Genomic DNA, 19,640 nt, shown 5'->3' with positions numbered 1-19,640 from the left:
GTTAAAAAATGCGTTCCTGATGGACCCACACGGCGGCTTCGACGCGGGACTTTAACTTCATCTTCTTCAGCATGTGCTTCACGTGCACTTTCACCGTGCTTTCGGTGATGTCCAGACGGCGGGCGATCATTTTGTTCGGCAGGCCCTGGGCAATCAGCTTCAGAATATCGCGTTCACGCGGGGTCAGCTGGCTCACGTCGCGGTCTGAGGTTGCGCGGTTGGCGCGCAGGCTGGCGGCCAGTACCGGCGTTAAGGCTTCGCTCAGCACCATCTCTCCGGCAGCGGCCTGCTGCAGCGCTTTGAGCAGATCTTCCGGCTCCATATCTTTCAGCAGGTAGCCGTCCGCGCCGCGCTTCAGCGCCGTCACCACGTCTTCCTCGTGATTCGACACGCTAAACACCACCACGCGCCCAGACAGGGATTTTTCGCGCAGCTTGTCCAGCGTCTCCAGACCGTTCATGCCCGGCATGTTGAGATCGAGCAGGATCAAATCAGGATCGAGCGCTTCGGCAAGCTCAATACCCTGTTCGCCGTTGCTGGCTTCGCCAACGACGGTAATATCGGGCGCCATGCTGACCAGCTGTTTCACCCCGGTGCGCAGCATGGGATGGTCGTCAATCAACAGGATGGATGCCGGTTCCTGATTAGTCATGGTGTTCTCCTTGGACAGTTGTAAGCGGTTTTTCGGGAATAAAGGTGACGACCACTTCCGTGCCACCCGTGTCTCTCCGGCGAACCTGGCAATCACCGCGCAGGCTTTGCGCGCGGTCTCGCATGATAATTAAACCATAGTGGTTGGTTCTCTCGGCATTTTCCGGCACGCCGCAGCCGTCGTCCTGAATCGTCAGCTTCACCTGATTATTATGCTGGCTGACGGTTACCGTTACCGCCGTCGCGCTGGCGTGTTTGAGCACGTTGCTCAGGGCTTCGCGGGCGATCTGCAGTAAATGAATGGCCTGATGAGAGGGGACAAAACGCGGCGGAAGCTGGTAGTCGAGCTTCACCGGGAACCCCAGCCGGGCGCTAAATTCCTGGCAGCTGGACTCCAGCGCGGGGCGAAGGCCCGGCTCGGTCAGCTGCAATCGGAAAGTGGTTAACAGCTCACGAAGCTGAACCCATGAGGTGTTCAGCTCGTTGCGGATCTGGCTCAGGAGCTGCTTATTGCTTTCCGGCATCTCCGCGTCCTGCATCTGCAGGCAACTGACCTGCATCTTCATGCAGGAGAGCGATTGGGCGATGGAGTCATGCAGCTCTCGCGCAATGGTGGCGCGCTCTTCCATGACAATCAGCTGCTGCTGTTTTTCCTGATGCCTGTCGAGCGCCAGCGTGGCCGTGAGCTGTTCCACCAGCGTATCCACCAGCTGCTGCTGATCGTGGCTCAGATGCCTTCCGGCGGGCAGGGTGGCCAGCAGAATGCCGTACTGGGTGTGGCTGTCCGTCAGACGCCACTTAAGCGTAGTGCCCGTCGTCGTTAACGGAGGCACACCCCGCGGGCAAAGGTGACAGCCTTTATCATCGCAGGACATGTCCGACTGACAGGTAAATTCCTGATGATTCTCTTCGTCTTCAACGTCGTAGACCCGCAGTTCCAGATCGTGCAGCAGCGTCAGGTTTTGAAGGCCGTTCAGCACCGGCGAGAGGCGCTCGCAAAGCGGTACCTGCATGTGCAAACGGCGGTTGGCCTGCCACAGGAAAGAGAGAATTTCGTTTTTCTGTTCGAGCCCGGCGGTTTTTTCCTGAACCCGTTGTTCAAGTACCGCGTAGCTTTCAGACAGCTCTCCCGACATGGTATTGAGCGCCTGGCCGAGCATCGCCATCTCGTTACGCCCGCTAATATGCGTGCGCTGGGTAAAATCTCTGTTCGTTACAGCGCGTGCCATTGCCAGCAGCTGCTTCCAGGGATTCAGCAGCCGCGCGCGCAGCCAGACGATGGTGAAAATCAGCAGCAGGCCCATAAACAGCGCCATCACCCGGTGGATCATTACCACCCGGTCAATGCGTAATTCGGTGGTTTGATCGAAAGAAGAGACCAGCGCGTCAATGCGTGAGACGAAACCGGCAACGTCGCGCGCGACGGCGTCAGGGCTGTTCGCCTGCTTTAAGCCTGGCTCCAGCTGCGTGTGCCAGTAGCCCTGAAGGGCCTTGAGCTGGGATTTCTGACCAGCACGAATGGCGGCGCTTTCCAGCTCTGGGCTGAAAGCCGTATGCTCCATATCGTCGATCAGCTTCTGGTCGTCCTGCGTTAAGGGCACCGAGGCCAGCAGACGATAACTCTGCATGCGTAGTGAGCCTGCCTCGTTAATGGCATGCGCATTACCCTGTACGCCCTGGACCAGCCAGCCGGAAATCGCCATGCCCGTCACACCGATCGCGGTGGACAGCAAGACAATAAGCGCCAGTTGGTTAACCAGCGTCAGCGGGGATAGACATCTTTTTAACATGGTGTTGCCGGGCTCCTGACGTGACCTGACTGCAGGAATGGCGCTATTCTGGTGCATACCCGGGAGTATACCCATACCAATAAAGGATTACCTCTAAATTGCCGGTGGGGTAACGGTTAGGGGGAGGGAGTAGTCGGGATGGCTCAGCACCGTGAAAAACCACGTCTTTTTTACCCCTTTCTCCTACTCACTAAGAGTAATGACGTTTTTTTCGCCACAAAACCCCGCACTTTTCCTTTGATTTATATCAACTTACCGCCGCCCTAAAACCCTAATGTTTGCAGCATCATTCGAGAATCAGAGGTGTCTATGAGTCACTCATCCGCTCCCGAAAGGGAAAATGGTGCCGTTATTACAGAATGGCGACCAGAGGATCCGGCGTTCTGGCAACAGCGCGGCCATCGTGTAGCAAGTCGTAATCTATGGATTTCCGTTCCGTGCCTGCTGTTAGCGTTTTGCGTATGGATGTTATTTAGCGCGGTGGCGGTAAACCTGCCAAAAGTCGGTTTTACTTTTACGACCGATCAGCTGTTTATGTTGACCGCGCTGCCGTCCCTGTCCGGCGCGTTGCTGCGTGTGCCTTACGCGTTTATGGTGCCGGTGTTTGGCGGACGCCGCTGGACGGCTTTCAGTACCGGCATCATGATCGTGCCGTGCGTGTGGCTCGGCTTTGCGGTGCAGGATACCTCCACGCCGTTTAGCGTGTTTGTGATCATCTCTCTGCTGTGCGGTTTTGCGGGCGCGAACTTTGCCTCCAGCATGGCGAACATCAGCTTCTTCTTCCCGAAAGCGAAGCAGGGTGGTGCGCTGGGCATTAACGGCGGTCTGGGAAACATGGGCGTGAGCGTGATGCAGCTGATTGCCCCGCTGGCGATTTCGGTTTCCATCTTCGCGGCCTTTGGCGGCGGCGGTGTGACCCAGCCGGATGGTTCTTCTCTGTTCCTGCAAAACGCGGCCTGGATTTGGGTGCCGTTCCTGGTGGTCTTCACCCTGGCGGCCTGGTTCTTTATGAACGATTTGTCCGCGTCGAAGGCGTCCCTGAGCGAACAGTTACCGGTTCTGAAACGCGGTCACCTGTGGGTCATGGCGCTGCTGTATCTGGCAACGTTCGGCTCGTTTATCGGTTTCTCTGCGGGCTTTGCCATGCTGTCGAAAACCCAGTTCCCGGAGGTGCAGATCCTGCAATTTGCCTTCTTTGGCCCGTTTGTCGGCGCGCTGGCGCGTTCTCTTGGCGGGATGATCTCCGACCGTCTGGGCGGGACGCGCGTGACGCTGGTGAACTTCATGGTGATGGCAATCTTCTGTGCGCTGCTGTTCCTGACGCTGCCAGCCAACGGGCAGGGCGGTAACTTTATTGCCTTCTTCGGCGTGTTTATGGTGCTGTTCCTGACGGCCGGGCTGGGAAGTGCCTCCACGTTCCAGATGATCTCCGTCATCTTCCGCAAGCTGACCATGGATCGCGTAAAAGCCCAGGGCGGCACAGAAGAGCAGGCCATGCGTGAAGCGGCGACCGACACCGCTGCGGCGCTGGGCTTTATCTCTGCCATTGGCGCAATCGGCGGTTTCTTCATCCCGAAAGCGTTCGGTATCTCACTGGACCTGACCGGCTCTCCGGCAGGGGCAATGAAAGTATTCCTCGTCTTCTATATCGCCTGCGTTGTGATTACGTGGCTGGTATATGGCCGTAATACCAAGAAAAATAAGTAAGTGTGATTATCCGTTTTCGCGGCCTTCGGGCCGCGTTTTTTCTGGCATCAAAATAGTTACAACATACTGATGGCTACTTCCACCCCTCGCCAGCGGGTAACGCTGTGATCGCCATCGCTTTCCAGTGGGGTCTACCCCTTAATACCTGAGATGTTAAATTCAGCCCTGCTGTTTGTACGATAAATATAAAATATCCATATTAATCAAAACATTATGAAATTTACATTTATACCGCTTTGGTGGTATTTGCTATAACACCTCCCTTCGGAGACCCCGTCCGCCTTGATCGTTATCAATTCTCCCCCGCTTTCAGAGCGTTACCTTCGCAGCAAATCAGCAATGTCGATTTAGAGAGCCACAGGCTCCACACAGGAGATACCCGATGAGCAAATTTTTAGACCGGTTTCGCTACTTCAAGCAGAAGGGCGAGACGTTTGCCGATGGGCACGGTCAGCTTCTGGAGACCAACCGCGACTGGGAAGACGGCTACCGCCAGCGCTGGCAGCATGACAAAGTTGTCCGTTCTACCCACGGCGTCAACTGCACGGGCTCGTGCAGCTGGAAAATTTTCGTCAAGAATGGTCTGGTGACCTGGGAAGTCCAGCAAACCGACTACCCGCGAACCCGTCCCGATCTGCCGAATCATGAACCGCGCGGCTGCCCCCGTGGTGCAAGCTACTCCTGGTATCTCTACAGCGCTAACCGCCTGAAATATCCTCTGATGCGTAAGCGCCTGATGAAAATGTGGCGTGAAGCGAAAGTCCAGCACAGCGATCCGGTTGATGCATGGGCATCCATCATTGAAGACGCCGACAAAGCGAAAAGCTTCAAGCAGGCTCGCGGCCGCGGTGGTTTCGTTCGCTCCTCCTGGAAAGAGGTGAATGAACTGATTGCGGCGTCTAACGTCTACACCGTCAAAACCTACGGCCCGGACCGCGTGGCGGGCTTCTCGCCAATCCCGGCGATGTCGATGGTCTCTTACGCGTCTGGCGCGCGCTATCTCTCCCTGATTGGCGGGACCTGTCTGAGTTTCTATGACTGGTACTGCGACCTGCCGCCTGCGTCCCCGCAAACCTGGGGCGAGCAGACCGACGTGCCGGAGTCCGCCGACTGGTATAACTCCAGCTACATTCTGGCCTGGGGCTCTAACGTTCCGCAGACCCGTACTCCGGACGCCCACTTCTTTACCGAAGTGCGTTACAAAGGCACCAAAACCGTTGCGATTACCCCTGACTATGCGGAAATCGCCAAGCTGTGCGACCTGTGGCTGGCACCTAAGCAGGGCACCGATGCGGCGATGGCGCTGGCAATGGGCCACGTGATGCTGCGCGAGTACCACCTGGACAAGCCGAGCCAGTACTTCACGGATTACGTGCGTCGCTACACCGACATGCCGATGCTGGTGATGCTGGAAGAGCGCGACGGCTACTACGCTGCCGGTCGTATGCTGCGTGCGGCCGACCTGGTAGATTCACTTGGTCAGGAAAATAATCCGCAGTGGAAAACCGTTGCCTGTAACAGCAATGGCGAGCTGATCGCGCCAAACGGCTCTATCGGTTTCCGCTGGGGCGAAAAGGGCAAATGGAACCTGGAGCAGCGTAGCGGCACCACCGGCGAAGAGACCGAACTGCGCCTGAGCATGCTGGGCAGCCAGGACGAGATCGCTGACGTCGGCTTCCCGTACTTCGGCGGCGAAGGCACCGAGCATTTCAACAAGGTTGAACTGAATAACGTTCTGATGCACAAACTGCCGGTGAAGCGTCTTCAGCTCGCCGATGGTTCAACGGCGCTCGTTACCACCGTTTACGATCTCACCATGGCGAACTACGGCCTTGAGCGCGGTCTGAACGACGAAAACTGTGCAAGCAGCTACGACGACGTAAAAGCATACACCCCAGCCTGGGCGGAGCAGATCACCGGCGTGCCGCGCGCGCAGATCACCCGCATCGCACGTGAGTTCGCGGAAAACGCCGATAAGACCCACGGTCGCTCCATGATCATCGTCGGTGCCGGTCTGAACCACTGGTATCACCTCGACATGAACTACCGCGGCCTGATCAACATGCTGATCTTCTGCGGCTGTGTCGGTCAGAGCGGCGGCGGCTGGGCACACTACGTCGGACAGGAAAAACTGCGTCCGCAGACCGGCTGGCAGCCGCTGGCGTTTGCCCTCGACTGGCAGCGTCCGGCGCGTCACATGAACAGCACCTCCTACTTCTATAACCACTCCAGCCAGTGGCGCTACGAGACGGTTACCGCAGATGAACTGCTGTCGCCAATGGCGGATAAATCCCGCTACAGTGGCCACCTGATTGACTTCAACGTGCGTGCGGAACGTATGGGCTGGCTGCCGTCGGCTCCGCAGTTGGGCACCAACCCGCTGCGCATCGCGGAAGCGGCGAAGCAGGCGGGCATGACCCCGGTGGACTATACGGTTAAGTCACTGAAGGAAGGTTCGATTCGCTTTGCGGCGGAACAGCCGGAAAACGGTAAAAACCATCCGCGCAACCTGTTCATCTGGCGCTCAAACCTGCTGGGTTCATCCGGTAAAGGTCACGAGTTCATGCTGAAATATCTGCTCGGTACCGAACACGGTATTCAGGGCAAAGATCTTGGCAAGCAGGGCGGCGTGAAGCCTGAAGAAGTGGAATGGAAAGACAACGGCCTGGACGGCAAGCTGGATCTGGTGGTAACGCTGGACTTCCGTCTGTCGAGCACCTGCCTGTACTCCGATATCGTTCTGCCGACGGCAACCTGGTATGAAAAAGACGACATGAATACCTCGGATATGCATCCGTTTATTCATCCACTTTCTGCTGCCGTTGACCCGGCGTGGGAATCCAAAAGCGACTGGGAAATCTACAAAGGCATCGCTGAGAAATTCTCCGAAGTCTGCGTAGGGCACCTGGGCAAGGAGACCGACGTGGTGACGCTGCCAATCCAGCACGACTCCGCTGCCGAACTGGCGCAGCCGCTGGACGTGAAGGACTGGAAAAAAGGCGAGTGCGACCTCATTCCGGGCGTGACGGCGCCGCACATCATTCCGGTAGAACGTGACTACCCGGCGACCTACGAACGCTTTACCTCTATCGGCCCGCTGATGGAGACAATCGGCAACGGTGGGAAAGGGATCGCCTGGAATACCCAGAGCGAAATGGACCTGCTGCGTAAGCTCAATTACACCAAAGCAGACGGCCCGGCAAAAGGCCAGCCTATGCTTAACACGGCGATTGATGCCGCAGAGATGATCCTGACCCTGGCACCGGAAACCAACGGCCAGGTTGCCGTAAAAGCCTGGGAAGCGCTGAGTAAAATCACCGGTCGCGACCACAAGCATCTGGCCCTGAACAAAGAAGACGAGAAAATCCGCTTCCGCGATATTCAGGCCCAGCCGCGCAAAATTATCTCCAGCCCGACCTGGTCTGGTCTGGAAGATGAGCACGTCTCTTATAACGCGGGTTACACCAACGTTCACGAGCTGATCCCATGGCGTACCCTGACCGGTCGTCAGTCTCTGTATCAGGATCACCAGTGGATGCGTGACTTCGGCGAAAGCCTGCTGGTTTACCGTCCGCCAATCGACACCCGTTCGGTGAAAGCGGTGATGGGCGAGAAGTCCAACGGTAACCCTGAAAAAGCGCTGAACTTCCTGACGCCACACCAGAAGTGGGGGATCCACTCCACCTACAGCGACAACCTGCTGATGCTGACGCTGGGACGCGGCGGTCCGATTGTGTGGATGAGCGAAGCGGATGCCAAAGATCTGGGGATTGTCGATAACGACTGGATCGAAGTCTTCAACAGCAACGGTTCATTGACCGCTCGCGCAGTGGTTAGCCAGCGCGTGCCAGCGGGGATGACCATGATGTACCACGCGCAGGAACGTATCGTGAACATTCCTGGCTCAGAAATCACCGAGCAGCGCGGCGGTATTCATAACTCGGTCACCCGTATTACGCCGAAGCCAACCCATATGATCGGTGGCTATGCGCAGCTGGCCTACGGCTTTAACTACTACGGCACCGTAGGATCTAACCGCGATGAGTTCGTGGTGGTACGTAAGATGAAGAATATTAACTGGTTAGACGGCGAAGGTAATGACCAGGTACAGGAGAGCGTAAAATGAAAATTCGTTCACAAGTCGGCATGGTGCTGAATCTGGATAAATGCATCGGCTGTCATACCTGCTCGGTCACCTGTAAAAACGTCTGGACCAGTCGTGAAGGGACCGAATACGCCTGGTTCAACAACGTGGAAACCAAGCCGGGCACCGGCTTCCCGACCAACTGGGAAGATCAGGAGAAGTACAAGGGCGGCTGGATCCGTAAAATCAACGGCAAAATCCAGCCTCGCATGGGTAACCGCGCGATGCTGCTGGGGAAAATCTTCGCTAACCCGCATCTGCCGGGCATCGACGATTACTACGAGCCGTTCGATTTCGACTACCAGAACCTGCATAACGCAGCGGAAGGTAAACATCAGCCGATTGCCCGTCCTCGCTCGCTGATCACCGGCCAGCGTATGAACAAGATCGAGAAAGGCCCAAACTGGGAAGATGATCTGGGCGGTGAGTTCGAGAAGCTGTCGAAAGACAAAAACTTCGAGAACATGCAGAAGGCGATGTACGGCCAGTTTGAAAACACCTTCATGATGTACCTGCCGCGCCTGTGCGAGCACTGCCTCAACCCGGCGTGCGTGGCGACCTGCCCGAGCGGTGCCATCTACAAGCGTGAAGAAGACGGCATCGTCCTGATTGACCAGGACAAGTGCCGCGGCTGGCGCATGTGCATCACCGGCTGTCCGTACAAAAAAATCTACTTCAACTGGAAGAGCGGCAAGTCAGAGAAGTGCATCTTCTGCTATCCGCGCATTGAAGCAGGCATGCCGACCGTCTGTTCAGAAAGCTGCGTAGGCCGTATTCGCTACCTCGGCGTGCTGCTGTATGACGCGGACGCGATTGAAACGGCAGCAAGCACCGAGAACGAGAAAGATCTGTACCAGCGTCAGCTGGACGTGTTCCTCGATCCGAACGATCCGAAGGTGATCGAGCAGGCGCTGAAGGACGGCGTGCTGCAGAGCGTGATCGACGCGGCGCAGCAGTCTCCGGTGTACAAAATGGCGATGGACTGGAAGCTGGCGCTGCCGCTGCATCCTGAATACCGCACGCTGCCGATGGTCTGGTACGTGCCGCCTCTGTCGCCGATTCAGTCTGCTGCCGATGCGGGTGAGCTGGGCGGCAACGGCATTCTGCCAGACGTGGAAAGCCTGCGTATTCCGGTTCAGTACCTGGCGAACCTGCTGACCGCAGGCGATACCCAGCCGGTCCTGCTGGCGCTGAAGCGTATGCTGGCGATGCGTCACTTCAAGCGTGCAGAGACCGTTGACGGTGTGACCGATACCCGCGCGCTGGAAGAGGTCGGTCTGACCGAAGCGCAGGCGCAGGAGATGTACCGCTATCTGGCGATTGCGAACTACGAAGACCGTTTCGTCGTACCGAGCAGCCACCGCGAGCAGGCGCGTGACGCCTTCCCGGAGAAAAACGGATGTGGCTTTAGCTTCGGTGACGGTTGCCACGGCTCAGACACCAAATTCAACCTGTTCAACAGCCGCCGCATCGACGCCATGGATGTGACCAGCAAAACGGAGCCGCACCAATGATTGAACTCGTCATTGTTTCGCGTCTGCTCGAGTACCCGGATGCTGCGCTTGCGCAGCATCAGCAGGAACTCTTTGATGCACTCGCGTCATCTGAAAATCTGGATAAAGAGGATGCCCAGAAGCTGGGCGTTTTCCTCCGCGATCTGTTAGCGCGCGATCTCCTGGACACGCAGGCGGACTACAGCCAGCTGTTTGACCGCGGGCGCGCCACGTCGCTGCTGCTGTTTGAACACGTCCACGGTGAATCCCGCGATCGCGGTCAGGCGATGGTCGACCTGATGGCCCAGTATGAGCAGCACGGCCTGCAGCTCGACAGCCGCGAACTTCCAGACCACCTGCCGCTGTACCTGGAATATCTGGCGCAGCTGCCAAAAGAAGAGGCGCTGGGCGGTTTACAGGATATCGCACCGATCCTGGCGCTGCTCGGCGCGCGTCTTCAGCAGCGCGAAAGTGCTTATGCGGTGCTCTTTGACCTGCTGGTGAAGCTGGCAAATGCCGCCGTTGATAGCGAAAAAGTAGCGGAAAAAATCGCGGACGAAGCGCGCGACGACACTCCGCAGGCGCTGGATGCGGTCTGGGAAGAAGAGCAGGTGAAGTTCTTTGCTGACCAGAACTGCGGCGAGTCTGAAATCTCGGCCCACCAGCGTCGTTTCGCCGGAGCCGTTGCTCCGCAATATTTGAATATCTCTAACGGAGGACGGCAATAATGCACTTCCTGAATATGTTCTTCTTTGACATTTACCCGTATATCGCGGGCACCGTGTTCCTGGTGGGAAGCTGGCTGCGTTATGACTATGGCCAGTATACCTGGCGGGCGGCCTCCAGCCAGATGCTGGACCGCAAGGGGATGAACCTGGCATCTAACCTGTTCCACATCGGGATCCTGGGGATTTTTGCCGGTCACTTCCTGGGCATGCTGACGCCGCACTGGATGTACGAAGCCTGGCTGCCGATTGAAGTGAAGCAGAAAATGGCGATGTTTGCGGGCGGTGCCAGCGGCGTGATGTGTCTGGTCGGCGGCCTGCTGCTGCTGAAACGTCGTCTGTTCAGCCCGCGCGTGCGTGCCACCACGACCGCAGCGGACATCCTGATCCTCTCCCTGCTGATGGTGCAGTGTGCGCTGGGTCTGCTGACGATTCCGTTCTCTGCACAGCATATGGACGGCAGCGAAATGATGAAGCTGGTCGGCTGGGCGCAGTCCGTGGTGACCTTCCACGGCGGCGCATCTGAGCATCTGGACGGCGTGGCCTTTATCTTCCGCGTGCACCTGGTGCTGGGGATGACGCTGTTTGTGCTGTTCCCGTTCTCCCGTCTGGTGCACATCTGGAGCGCGCCGGTAGAGTACCTGACGCGCAAATACCAGATTGTGCGCGCCCGTCGCTAATTTGTCGTTTTGATACCCACCCCGCACTCGCGGGGTTTTTTTTCGCCCCAGCCCAGGTTGTTGCCCGCAGCGGCAAGCAATATCAGCGCGCCGCCCGCAAGCTGCGTGAGGTTCAGCGAGTGTCCGAACACCAGGTTATCAACAACAATGGCGACCACCGGATAGATAAACGACAGCGAGCCGGTGACTGGAGTAGGGAGTTTCTGAATGGCGCTATACAGCAACTGGTACATAATGCCGGTGTGGACAATGCCCAGCGTCAGCAGTATCGTCCAGGGGAAATCGCCCGAAAGGGATGGCATATGCGCCAGCGGAAGAAGCATCACTACGCCTGTCAGGACCTGAATAAAGGCGATATGTTGCGGTGCGATGGACTTTAGTTTGCGGGCGATAATGGCAGTCAGCGCGTAAAAGAATGCCGCCCCCAGCGCCAGCCCGATACCTGCAAGCCATTCGCTGCCATGCGTGCCGCTCAGCTCGCTGGAAAGCAATATTACCACGCCGCCGAAGGCGAGGATCAACCAACCCCACTTCACCAGACTGACGCGTTCGCCTAAAAGCATCCCCATCATCACCAGCATAAACGGCTGGGTGTTATAGACCACGGTAGACAGGCCAATCGAAATCCTCTCGTAGGCTGCAAACAGCAGCAGCCAGTTCACCACCAGCGCTACACCGCCAAAAATGGCCAGCAGCAGCGTGGTGCGGGTGAGGGGACTGAAGGGCTTTCGACTTAACCGGATGAACATATAAAGCGTCACCGCGCCGATAACGCAGCGCCAGAACACCACTTCCGTTACCGGCAGACCGGAGAGTAAAACAAACGCGCCGATAGAGCCGGAAATTAACATCGCCAGGCTCATCTGCCCGATGCCTTTTTGTAAATCACGCATCATCCACCTCCTGATTAATGACCCTATTGTCGAAAATCGCTGTCGGGTTTTACAGGGCTGATATAAGGTGAAACAGGTTAATGGCTTTTTAAAATTAGGTGAAAGCGATGGAATACCTGCTTGATGATATCGATCGGCAAATATTGGCTTGTCTGGTAGAGGACGCGCGCGTGTCGCTGAAGGTGCTGAGTGGTCGTGTGGGGTTGACGTCACCCAGCACGGCAGAACGTTTGAAGAGGCTGGAAGAGCGCGGTGTGATTCAGGGATATGGTGCGCGGGTGAACCTGGCGGCGCTGGGATACACCTTACAGGCGCTGGTGCGCGTGCGCCCGTTGCCGGGGTTATTGCATAAGGTGGATAAATACATTCAGGCCATGCCGGAGTGTATTGAGAGCGACAAAGTGACTGGCGAGGATTGTTTTGTGATAAGGCTGGTGGTGAGGTCGATAGAGCAACTGGATGTGCTGCTGGACGGCCTGGCGGAACACGCCCAGTGTAATACGTCGATTGTGAAGAGTTCGCCGGTGAAGCGACGGTTGCCGCCGATGTAGGTTTCGGTCGCCGGGTGGCGGCTGCGCCTGACCCGGCCTACGAAGGCGGACGCGGTTTAGTTTTAAAATGATTTTTTAAGGTTATTCGGGAAATGATGGTGGTGGGGGAAGGATTACTCGGCGCGTTGCGCCTCGCCCTTCGGGTCGTTGCCAGCGGCAACGCTTTCTCGCTACGCTCGAATCGAACCTTAGTCGAAGCTTCTCATCCTTCCCCGTTACGGAAATTCATGATGCCTGGTGCGAACAGAAGATTTAGAGTCATTTGGAAGTGATGGTGGTGGGGGAAGGATTCGAACCTTCGAAGTCGATGACGGCAGATTTACAGTCTGCTCCCTTTGGCCGCTCGGGAACCCCACCAGGGGTAATTCAAATTTTGAGGTCGTGCTGAGAGATGGTGGTGGGGGAAGGATTCGAACCTTCGAAGTCGATGACGGCAGATTTACAGTCTGCTCCCTTTGGCCGCTCGGGAACCCCACCACGGGGTAATGCTTTTTACTGGCCTGCTTCCTGTTGGAAGCGGGGCGCATCATATCAAATGAGACGCCCCTGTAAAGCATTCCTTTAGGGAAATGACGCTGTTTGCCTGCTTTTTATCCGTAAAGGCGCAAAGCTAATCAATTCATTTTCCGAAAGATTAAAGAATGATGGTTCTGTTGCCGTAAACAAAGACACGCTGGGCAAGCACCTGATACAGCGCACGGCTTAAGACGTTTTTCTCAACATCACGCCCCGCGCGCATCATGTCTTCTGCGGTGTAGGTGTGATCCACATGAATCACGTCCTGCATGATGATAGGACCTTCATCCAGGTTGTCATTCACGTAGTGGGCCGTCGCACCGATGATCTTCACGCCGCGCTCGTACGCCTGGTGGTACGGGCGCGCGCCAATAAAGGCGGGAAGGAACGAGTGGTGAATGTTGATGATCTTATTCGGGAAACGCGCTACGAAAGAAGGCGTTAATACGCGCATGTATTTCGCCAGCACCACGTAGTCTGGATTATGCGCTTCAATCGCCTGCGCCATCAGATCGTCGTGCTCTTCACGGGTATGACCTTCGTGGCTGACCAGTTCGAACGGAATATCAAAACGCTCGACCAGCGTACGCAGCGTCTCGTGGTTGCCGATAACGGCGGCAATTTCAACATCAAGACCACCGTAGTTGGCTTTCATCAGCAGGTCGCCCAGGCAGTGTGCCTCTTTGGTCACCAGGATCACAATGCGACGACGGCCAGCAGGCGTCAGCTCACGCACGGAACCTTCCGGCAGTGCGCTATCCAGATCGGCAAGCAGGGTGGTGTCGTTGAAAATACCCTCGAGCTCGGTGCGCATAAAGAAGCGGCCGGTACGGTGGTCAACGAACTCGTTGTTCTGCACGATATTCAGTTCATGTTTGTAACAAATGTTGGTAATTCGTGCGATCAGTCCTTTTTGATCGGGACAGATGGTGCGCAGAACTTTACGTTGTAGTGATTGCATCGCCGGGAAATCCTGTTTGTGTATTTGCGAAGTCTGGGTTGTCAGGCATTACTGCCCGCAACACTTTTTAAATTTTTTACCTGAACCGCAAGGGCAGGGATCGTTACGACCGAATTGAGGGCGCGTTCCGTCAATATAATACCATTGGCCGCTTTCCTTTAAGAAACGGGAACGTTCAATAATGGCGCCGGGTTTGTGCTGTTCGGTAAAACGGGCGACAAAACTTACGTAACCTTCGTTTTCATCACGACCGGGGGCTGAATCAAAGACCGTGAGGCCGAGCCAGTGGGTATTGGCGAAGCCCGCTTCAATGTCCTGCTGAAAATCAGCTGCATGGCAAGTGGGGTGCCAGGTCTTGACTAAATAATCTGCGTCTTTGATCACAAAAGCAGTATACCGCGAACGCATCAGGTGTGACGGGTCCGGAGCAACCTGCTCGCCAGTAAGATATCGCTGGCAACATAGGCTATACTCCAGAGCGCTACCACAGGGGCAGAGTTGAGACACGATTCTCTTCCTGGAACAAAAAATAAGGGCGTTTAACGCTTAGGGTAGCACTATGTTAACTGAGCTATTGCGTTGACGCTATGTTGGGGATCCAGGGGAAGTAAAACAGGGCTAATGAGAAAAGTTAAAATTGGACTGGCGTTAGGCTCAGGTGCAGCCCGGGGCTGGTCGCATATTGGCGTTATCAACGCCTTGAAACAGATGGGTATTGACGTTGATATCGTTGCAGGCTGTTCGATTGGTTCGCTGGTCGGGTCAGCATATGCCTGCGGTAAGCTACCGGAGCTAGAGAGATGGGTACGTTCCTTCAGCTACTGGGATGTGCTGCGCCTGATGGATCTCTCCTGGCAGCGTGGCGGCCTGCTGCGCGGCGAGCGCGTGTTTAATCAGTTCCGTCAGATTATGCCCCTTGATGACTTTACCCACTGTCAGCTGCCGTTTGGCGCGGTGGCCACGAACCTCAGTACAGGACGTGAGCTTTGGCTCACCGAAGGCGATCTTCATCTTGCTGTCCGTGCGTCCTGCAGCATGCCGGGATTAATGGCCCCTGTGCCACATAACGGCTACTGGCTGGTCGATGGTGGGGTAGTGAACCCGGTTCCTGTTTCCCTAACGCGTGCCATGGGTGCGGATATTGTGATTGCCGTCGACTTGCAACATGATGCCCACCTGATGCAGCAAGACCTCATGCCCGTTAATCTTCAAAGTGATGATGCCGAAGGAGAGAAGCTCGCCTGGCATGCGCGTTTACGCGGAAGGATTGGACGCCTGGCAGCCCGCCGCACAGTAATGGCACCCACCGCCCTTGAAATTATGACCACGTCAATTCAGGTCCTTGAGAATCGCCTGAAGCGAAATCGTATGGCTGGCGATCCTCCCGATATTCTGATTCAACCTTATTGTCCTCAAATCTCTACCCTTGATTTCCATAGAGCTGAGGCCGCGATTTCAGCGGGTTCCTTAGCCGTCGAAAAGAAAATAGATGAATTGTTGCCATTTGTGCGAACAGCACTTTAAGCATCCTTTATTTGATTACTTCAGCAAAATCTGACAGGCGATAGTCCCAATAGCATGCCACTATTGAGTAACTGTCAGCCAGGGGAGGAACCATGACGCAGCCATTGGTCGGAAAACACATTTTAATCGTTGAAGACGAGCCCGTTTTCCGCTCTTTGCTGGATTCGTGGTTATCCTCACTGGGTGCGGATACATCTCTTGCCGAGGACGGCATCGACGCGCTGGAGAAAATGACCTCTGTTACCCCAGACTTGATGATCTGCGACATCGCGATGCCGCGAATGAATGGTCTGAAACTGGTTGAGCATCTTCGCAACGAAGGGAACCAGATGCCTGTTCTGGTGATCTCTGCGACGGAGAATATGGCGGATATCGCAAAAGCATTACGTCTGGGGGTACAGGATATTCTGCTGAAGCCCGTCAAGGATTTGAACCGTCTGCGTGAGACGGTGCTCGCTTGTCTTTACCCCAACATGTTCAATTCCCGCGTTGAGGAAGAAGAACGTCTTTTTCAGGACTGGGATGCGTTAGTCAGTAATCCGCTTGCGGCAGCCAAATTGTTACACGAGCTTCAGCCGCCGGTACAACAAACGCTTTCCCATTGCCGGATAAATTATCGACAACTCGTGGCGGCAGACCAGCATGGTCTGGTGCTCGATATTGCGCCGTTATCCGATTCCGATCTCGCTTTTTATTGTCTGGACGTCACCCGGGCCGGAGACAATGGTGTTTTAGCGGCATTGTTACTTCGTGCGCTATTTAATGGATTATTGCAGGAGCAGTTATCCCACCAGGGACAGCGGCTTCCTGAGTTAGGCAGTTTGCTTAAACAAGTAAATCAACTTTTCCGCCAGGCTAATTTGCCAGGGCAGTTTCCTCTTCTCGTCGGTTATTATCACAGCGGACTGAAAAACCTGATTCTTGTCTCTGCGGGTTTAAACGCTTCTCTGAATACGGGGGAGCATCATATTCAGGTGAGTAACGGCGTACCGCTGGGAACACTGGGGACGGCTTACCTCAATCAAATTAGCCATCGCTGTGCCTCCTGGCAGTGCCAAATTTGGGGCGCTGGCGGGCGGTTGCGCTTAATGTTGTCCACGGAATAAGCAGTTGAGTTTTATTCTTGAGATTGCTTTTCCAGTGTTTAGTTGGCGGTGCTACTATCGCTGCCAGATTCATGCGTATTTATCCTAATTGATCGGCAACGCGTTCTTTTCAGACCCGTACTAAAGGCTGAGGCTGATATACTCAACGCGTTATTTAATGCATAAAAGTTCAAAACTTGAACAGCTCAGGAGAATTTGAATGGCTGCCCTAAATTCGAAAGTCAGAAAGGCCGTCATCCCGGTAGCGGGATTGGGGACCAGGATGTTACCAGCAACTAAGGCAATCCCTAAAGAGATGCTGCCTTTAGTTGATAAGCCATTAATCCAGTACGTCGTTAATGAATGTATCGCGGCAGGGATTACTGAGATTGTGCTGGTTACGCATTCATCTAAAAACTCTATCGAAAACCATTTTGATACAAGTTTTGAACTTGAAGCGATGCTGGAAAAACGTGTTAAGCGTCAGCTGTTAGCGGAAGTTCAGTCTATTTGTCCTCCACACGTCACCATTATGCAGGTTCGTCAGGGCCTGGCGAAAGGTCTGGGTCATGCTGTGCTGTGTGCACACCCGGTTGTGGGTGATGAGCCGGTCGCCGTTATTCTGCCGGACGTTATTCTGGATGAATATGAATCAGATCTGTCTCAGGATAACCTGGCAGAAATGATCAAGCGCTTCGACGAAACCGGCAGCAGCCAGATTATGGTTGAGCCTGTAGAAGACGTTACCGCTTATGGGGTTGTGGACTGCAAGGGCGTTAACCTGGAGCCTGGCGAAAGCGTTCCGATGGTAGGTGTCGTTGAGAAACCAAAAGCGGACGTCGCGCCATCTAATCTGGCGGTTGTGGGTCGTTATGTACTGAGTGCTGAGATTTGGCCGCTGCTGGCGAAAACGCCTCCGGGAGCTGGCGATGAAATCCAGCTGACCGATGGCATCGATATGCTGATCGAGAAAGAAACCGTAGAAGCTTACCATATGAAAGGTAAGAGCCATGACTGCGGTAATAAACTCGGTTATATGCAGGCATTCGTTGAATATGGTATTCGTCACAATAGCCTGGGCGAAGAATTTAAAGCCTGGCTCAAAGAAAACGTGGGTATTAAGAAATAGTCTGATACTCAGTTGAACAAGACCGGTGTGGCGATGCCCACCGGTTTTTTTATGCCCATAACAGGGCGCTGTGCGCCCGGAGAGGTCTTGTAAAAGACCTTAAATAGACTGTGGCGGCATATGACAGAGTGTAAAGGGTTGCTCTGCGGAATTTAGCGTAAAAAAATCCCGCATTAAGCGGGATTTTGTAAATAGATTCGGATTAATCCTTGATCAGGAAGTCATCCAGTTGTTTACCCTGCTCATCCATTGCTTTCTTGATAACAGCTGGAGTACGGCCCTGGCCAGTCCAGGTTTTCTCTTCGCCGTTCTCATCAACGTAGCTATATTTAGCCGGGCGAGCAGCGCGTTTTGCTTTGGTACCGGTTTTAGCTGCAGCCATGCTGTTCAGCAATTCGTTTGGATCGATACCATCTGCAATCAGCATTTCACGATATTGCTGCAGTTTACGAGTGCGTTCTTCGATTTCAGCAGCAGCTGCGCTTTCTTCTTCACGACGCTCATTAACTACAACTTCTAATTTTTCCAGCATTTCTTCAAGCGTTTCAAGGGTACATTCTCTTGCCTGCGCACGAAGAGTACGGATGTTGTTCAGAATTTTAAGTGCTTCGCTCATTGTAGTAATCTCAAACTTATAATGGGGGGGTTTGTTGTCCTAATAATAGAGCGATAAATTGAGTTGTGCAATAGGTGGGAATGTAAGGAATTCAAAAAATATGAAATCGTCGTCGCTATTATTAATTACGCTAACTTAAATTTCGCCGTTTGTCTGGTCTGATGATTTCGCGTCAAACGGCAAAAACCAGCGGTATGCATGTTTGGTTTTGTGACATTTCCCTCAGGAATTATAGTTGCGGCGGATAAATATCAGCCTTTTGTATTACTTCATGGACGCGCGACTAAGACAAAAATAGTTAATAAATAGTGAATTTTAATGAACGATGATTCCAGTATAAAAAGAAGTGTTATGTTTGGCGGCATATGTTGCTTATTGGCAGTTCGGTGAGCGTTTAATGTATGTTTTAACGCGTTATTTTCTAAAAGTACCGAGGGTTAATCACGGGTTGAACGGCATAGTCTGTGCGGTGTATCGCTGATGGCGGGACAAAATATGGTACAATGATTCATCGGGAATATTACACATTGATTAGGGTTCTTCGGCCAATGGCACAACTTTATTTCTACTATTCGGCAATGAATGCAGGGAAATCGACGGCGTTACTGCAATCCTCATACAATTATCAGGAACGGGGGATGCGTACCGTTGTATACACCGCAGAAATCGACGATCGTTTTGGTGCAGGGAAGGTAAGTTCAAGAATAGGACTTTCGTCGCCAGCAAGGCTGTATAACCCGCAAACGGATTTACTGGACGATATCCGCACTGAGCATACCGCTAAGCCCATCCATTGCGTTCTGGTAGATGAAAGCCAGTTCCTGACGCGTGAACAGGTTCATGCGCTTTCTGAAGTCGTTGACGAACTGGATATTCCCGTACTCTGTTATGGTCTACGTACCGATTTTCGCGGCGAGTTGTTTGCCGGTAGCCAGTATTTGCTCGCGTGGTCGGATAAGCTCGTTGAACTGAAGACGATCTGTTTCTGCGGCCGTAAAGCCAGCATGGTGCTTCGTCTCGATCAATCGGGTAAACCCTACGCGGATGGCGAGCAGGTCGTTATAGGAGGCAATGAGCGCTATGTATCGGTCTGTCGCAAGCACTATAAAGAGGCGCTTGTTGTCGGTTCACTGACGGCTATCCAGAGCGATAATCGGAAATAGGGCAGAACAGAT

16 protein-coding genes, 2 tRNA genes and 1 other RNA gene are annotated in these 19,640 nt (G+C 54.5%); 10 read left to right on the top strand and 9 right to left on the bottom strand.

Annotation, left to right across the window (positions count from 1 at the left end; all coding sequences use genetic code 11):
• Position 1 precedes the first annotated feature (1 nt).
• Positions 2 to 652 carry a two-component system response regulator NarL gene (gene narL / locus K5E19_RS05510; RefSeq protein WP_028018756.1) on the bottom strand — a complete coding sequence of 217 codons (651 nt, stop codon included), beginning with the start codon at positions 650 to 652 and terminating at the stop codon, positions 2 to 4.
• Positions 645 to 2,441 carry a nitrate/nitrite two-component system sensor histidine kinase NarX gene (gene narX, locus K5E19_RS05505; protein ID WP_221550322.1) on the bottom strand — a complete coding sequence of 599 codons (1,797 nt, stop codon included), beginning with the start codon at positions 2,439 to 2,441 and terminating at the stop codon, positions 645 to 647. The genes narL and narX overlap by 8 nt, the downstream gene beginning before the upstream one ends.
• Before the next feature lie 309 nt (positions 2,442 to 2,750).
• On the opposite strand from narX, the gene K5E19_RS05500 reads away from it, so the two are divergent.
• The 5 genes from K5E19_RS05500 (at position 2,751) to narI (ending at position 11,190) form a co-directional block, all read left to right on the top strand.
• A complete protein-coding gene (locus K5E19_RS05500; RefSeq protein WP_221550321.1) occupies positions 2,751 to 4,148 on the top strand; it encodes a NarK family nitrate/nitrite MFS transporter in 1,398 nt (465 codons plus the stop codon).
• A gap of 382 nt (positions 4,149 to 4,530) precedes the next feature.
• A complete protein-coding gene (locus tag K5E19_RS05495; RefSeq protein WP_221550320.1) occupies positions 4,531 to 8,274 on the top strand; it encodes a nitrate reductase subunit alpha in 3,744 nt (1,247 codons plus the stop codon).
• Positions 8,271 to 9,806: a nitrate reductase subunit beta gene (narH, locus tag K5E19_RS05490; protein ID WP_221550319.1), complete on the top strand. Its 1,536-nt coding sequence runs from the start codon at positions 8,271 to 8,273 to the stop codon at positions 9,804 to 9,806. Before K5E19_RS05495 ends, narH begins: the two co-directional genes overlap by 4 nt.
• Positions 9,803 to 10,513, top strand: a complete 711-nt coding sequence (gene narJ / locus K5E19_RS05485) for a nitrate reductase molybdenum cofactor assembly chaperone (protein WP_221550318.1) — start codon at positions 9,803 to 9,805, stop codon at positions 10,511 to 10,513. The genes narH and narJ overlap by 4 nt, the downstream gene beginning before the upstream one ends.
• Entirely contained in the window at positions 10,513 to 11,190 is a 678-nt protein-coding gene (narI, locus tag K5E19_RS05480; protein WP_010432973.1) for a respiratory nitrate reductase subunit gamma, read from the top strand. Before narJ ends, narI begins: the two co-directional genes overlap by 1 nt.
• Here narI and K5E19_RS05475 read toward each other — a convergent pair.
• A complete protein-coding gene (locus tag K5E19_RS05475; protein WP_221550504.1) occupies positions 11,187 to 12,083 on the bottom strand; it encodes a DMT family transporter in 897 nt (298 codons plus the stop codon). The two genes, narI and K5E19_RS05475, sit on opposite strands and share 4 nt — an antisense overlap.
• Before the next feature lie 107 nt (positions 12,084 to 12,190).
• Here K5E19_RS05475 and K5E19_RS05470 point away from each other — a divergent pair, with 107 nt between their 5' ends.
• Positions 12,191 to 12,634: an Lrp/AsnC family transcriptional regulator gene (locus K5E19_RS05470; RefSeq protein WP_120158324.1), complete on the top strand. Its 444-nt coding sequence runs from the start codon at positions 12,191 to 12,193 to the stop codon at positions 12,632 to 12,634.
• A 96-nt stretch (positions 12,635 to 12,730) separates the two neighbouring features.
• Here K5E19_RS05470 and K5E19_RS05465 read toward each other — a convergent pair.
• The 5 genes from K5E19_RS05465 to K5E19_RS05445 all read right to left on the bottom strand — a co-directional run bounded on the left by K5E19_RS05465 (position 12,731) and on the right by K5E19_RS05445 (position 14,618).
• Positions 12,731 to 12,861: non-coding RNA, RtT sRNA (locus tag K5E19_RS05465), on the bottom strand.
• A 45-nt stretch (positions 12,862 to 12,906) separates the two neighbouring features.
• Positions 12,907 to 12,991, bottom strand: a tRNA-Tyr gene (locus K5E19_RS05460).
• 35 nt (positions 12,992 to 13,026) lie between these two features.
• A tRNA-Tyr gene (locus tag K5E19_RS05455) sits at positions 13,027 to 13,111 on the bottom strand.
• 157 nt (positions 13,112 to 13,268) lie between these two features.
• Positions 13,269 to 14,111 (bottom strand): formyltetrahydrofolate deformylase, encoded by an 843-nt coding sequence (gene purU / locus K5E19_RS05450; protein ID WP_023312104.1) that lies wholly within the window; start codon positions 14,109 to 14,111, stop codon positions 13,269 to 13,271.
• 48 nt (positions 14,112 to 14,159) lie between these two features.
• A complete protein-coding gene (locus K5E19_RS05445) occupies positions 14,160 to 14,618 on the bottom strand; it encodes a YchJ family protein (RefSeq protein ID WP_071985429.1) in 459 nt (152 codons plus the stop codon).
• Between the two features lie 114 nt (positions 14,619 to 14,732).
• On the opposite strand from K5E19_RS05445, the gene rssA reads away from it, so the two are divergent.
• From rssA to galU, 3 genes are all read left to right on the top strand, one after another.
• The gene (rssA, locus tag K5E19_RS05440; protein WP_221550317.1) at positions 14,733 to 15,635 is read left to right on the top strand and encodes a patatin-like phospholipase RssA; all 903 of its coding nucleotides are present in this window, start codon (positions 14,733 to 14,735) and stop codon (positions 15,633 to 15,635) included.
• A gap of 92 nt (positions 15,636 to 15,727) precedes the next feature.
• Positions 15,728 to 16,741, top strand: a complete 1,014-nt coding sequence (gene rssB / locus K5E19_RS05435) for a two-component system response regulator RssB (protein WP_221550316.1) — start codon at positions 15,728 to 15,730, stop codon at positions 16,739 to 16,741.
• A 199-nt stretch (positions 16,742 to 16,940) separates the two neighbouring features.
• Positions 16,941 to 17,849: a UTP--glucose-1-phosphate uridylyltransferase GalU gene (gene galU, locus K5E19_RS05430; RefSeq protein WP_221550315.1), complete on the top strand. Its 909-nt coding sequence runs from the start codon at positions 16,941 to 16,943 to the stop codon at positions 17,847 to 17,849.
• 202 nt (positions 17,850 to 18,051) lie between these two features.
• Here galU and hns read toward each other — a convergent pair whose 3' ends face one another.
• Positions 18,052 to 18,465, bottom strand: a complete 414-nt coding sequence (gene hns, locus K5E19_RS05425) for a histone-like nucleoid-structuring protein H-NS (protein WP_221550314.1) — start codon at positions 18,463 to 18,465, stop codon at positions 18,052 to 18,054.
• Between the two features lie 548 nt (positions 18,466 to 19,013).
• Between hns and tdk the strand changes: the two genes are divergently transcribed.
• Positions 19,014 to 19,628, top strand: coding sequence for a thymidine kinase (gene tdk / locus K5E19_RS05420; RefSeq protein ID WP_221550313.1), 615 nt, complete (start codon positions 19,014 to 19,016; stop codon positions 19,626 to 19,628).
• Positions 19,629 to 19,640: the final 12 nt, after the last annotated feature.

It is taken from the genome of Enterobacter sp. RIT637, from assembly GCF_019718755.1.
Lineage (GTDB): Bacteria > Pseudomonadota > Gammaproteobacteria > Enterobacterales > Enterobacteriaceae > Enterobacter.
The sequence above is the reverse complement of the archived record's forward strand: the minus strand, read 5'-3'. Positions and strand labels throughout refer to the sequence as shown.

Bases quoted from the DNA above. Each gene is read 5' to 3' on its own strand.
- narL (WP_028018756.1), bottom strand. From the start codon at position 652: ATGACTAATCAGGAACCGGCATCCATCCTGTTGATTGACGACCATCCC.
- K5E19_RS05500 (WP_221550321.1), top strand. From the start codon at position 2,751: ATGAGTCACTCATCCGCTCCCGAAAGGGAAAATGGTGCCGTTATTACA.
- hns (WP_221550314.1), bottom strand. From the start codon at position 18,465: ATGAGCGAAGCACTTAAAATTCTGAACAACATCCGTACTCTTCGTGCG.
- K5E19_RS05475 (WP_221550504.1), bottom strand. From the start codon at position 12,083: ATGCGTGATTTACAAAAAGGCATCGGGCAGATGAGCCTGGCGATGTTA.
- narH (WP_221550319.1), top strand. From the start codon at position 8,271: ATGAAAATTCGTTCACAAGTCGGCATGGTGCTGAATCTGGATAAATGC.
- narI (WP_010432973.1), top strand. From the start codon at position 10,513: ATGCACTTCCTGAATATGTTCTTCTTTGACATTTACCCGTATATCGCG.
- K5E19_RS05470 (WP_120158324.1), top strand. From the start codon at position 12,191: ATGGAATACCTGCTTGATGATATCGATCGGCAAATATTGGCTTGTCTG.
- tdk (WP_221550313.1), top strand. From the start codon at position 19,014: ATGGCACAACTTTATTTCTACTATTCGGCAATGAATGCAGGGAAATCG.
- K5E19_RS05495 (WP_221550320.1), top strand. From the start codon at position 4,531: ATGAGCAAATTTTTAGACCGGTTTCGCTACTTCAAGCAGAAGGGCGAG.
- purU (WP_023312104.1), bottom strand. From the start codon at position 14,111: ATGCAATCACTACAACGTAAAGTTCTGCGCACCATCTGTCCCGATCAA.
- rssA (WP_221550317.1), top strand. From the start codon at position 14,733: ATGAGAAAAGTTAAAATTGGACTGGCGTTAGGCTCAGGTGCAGCCCGG.
- rssB (WP_221550316.1), top strand. From the start codon at position 15,728: ATGACGCAGCCATTGGTCGGAAAACACATTTTAATCGTTGAAGACGAG.
- narX (WP_221550322.1), bottom strand. From the start codon at position 2,441: ATGTTAAAAAGATGTCTATCCCCGCTGACGCTGGTTAACCAACTGGCG.
- narJ (WP_221550318.1), top strand. From the start codon at position 9,803: ATGATTGAACTCGTCATTGTTTCGCGTCTGCTCGAGTACCCGGATGCT.
- galU (WP_221550315.1), top strand. From the start codon at position 16,941: ATGGCTGCCCTAAATTCGAAAGTCAGAAAGGCCGTCATCCCGGTAGCG.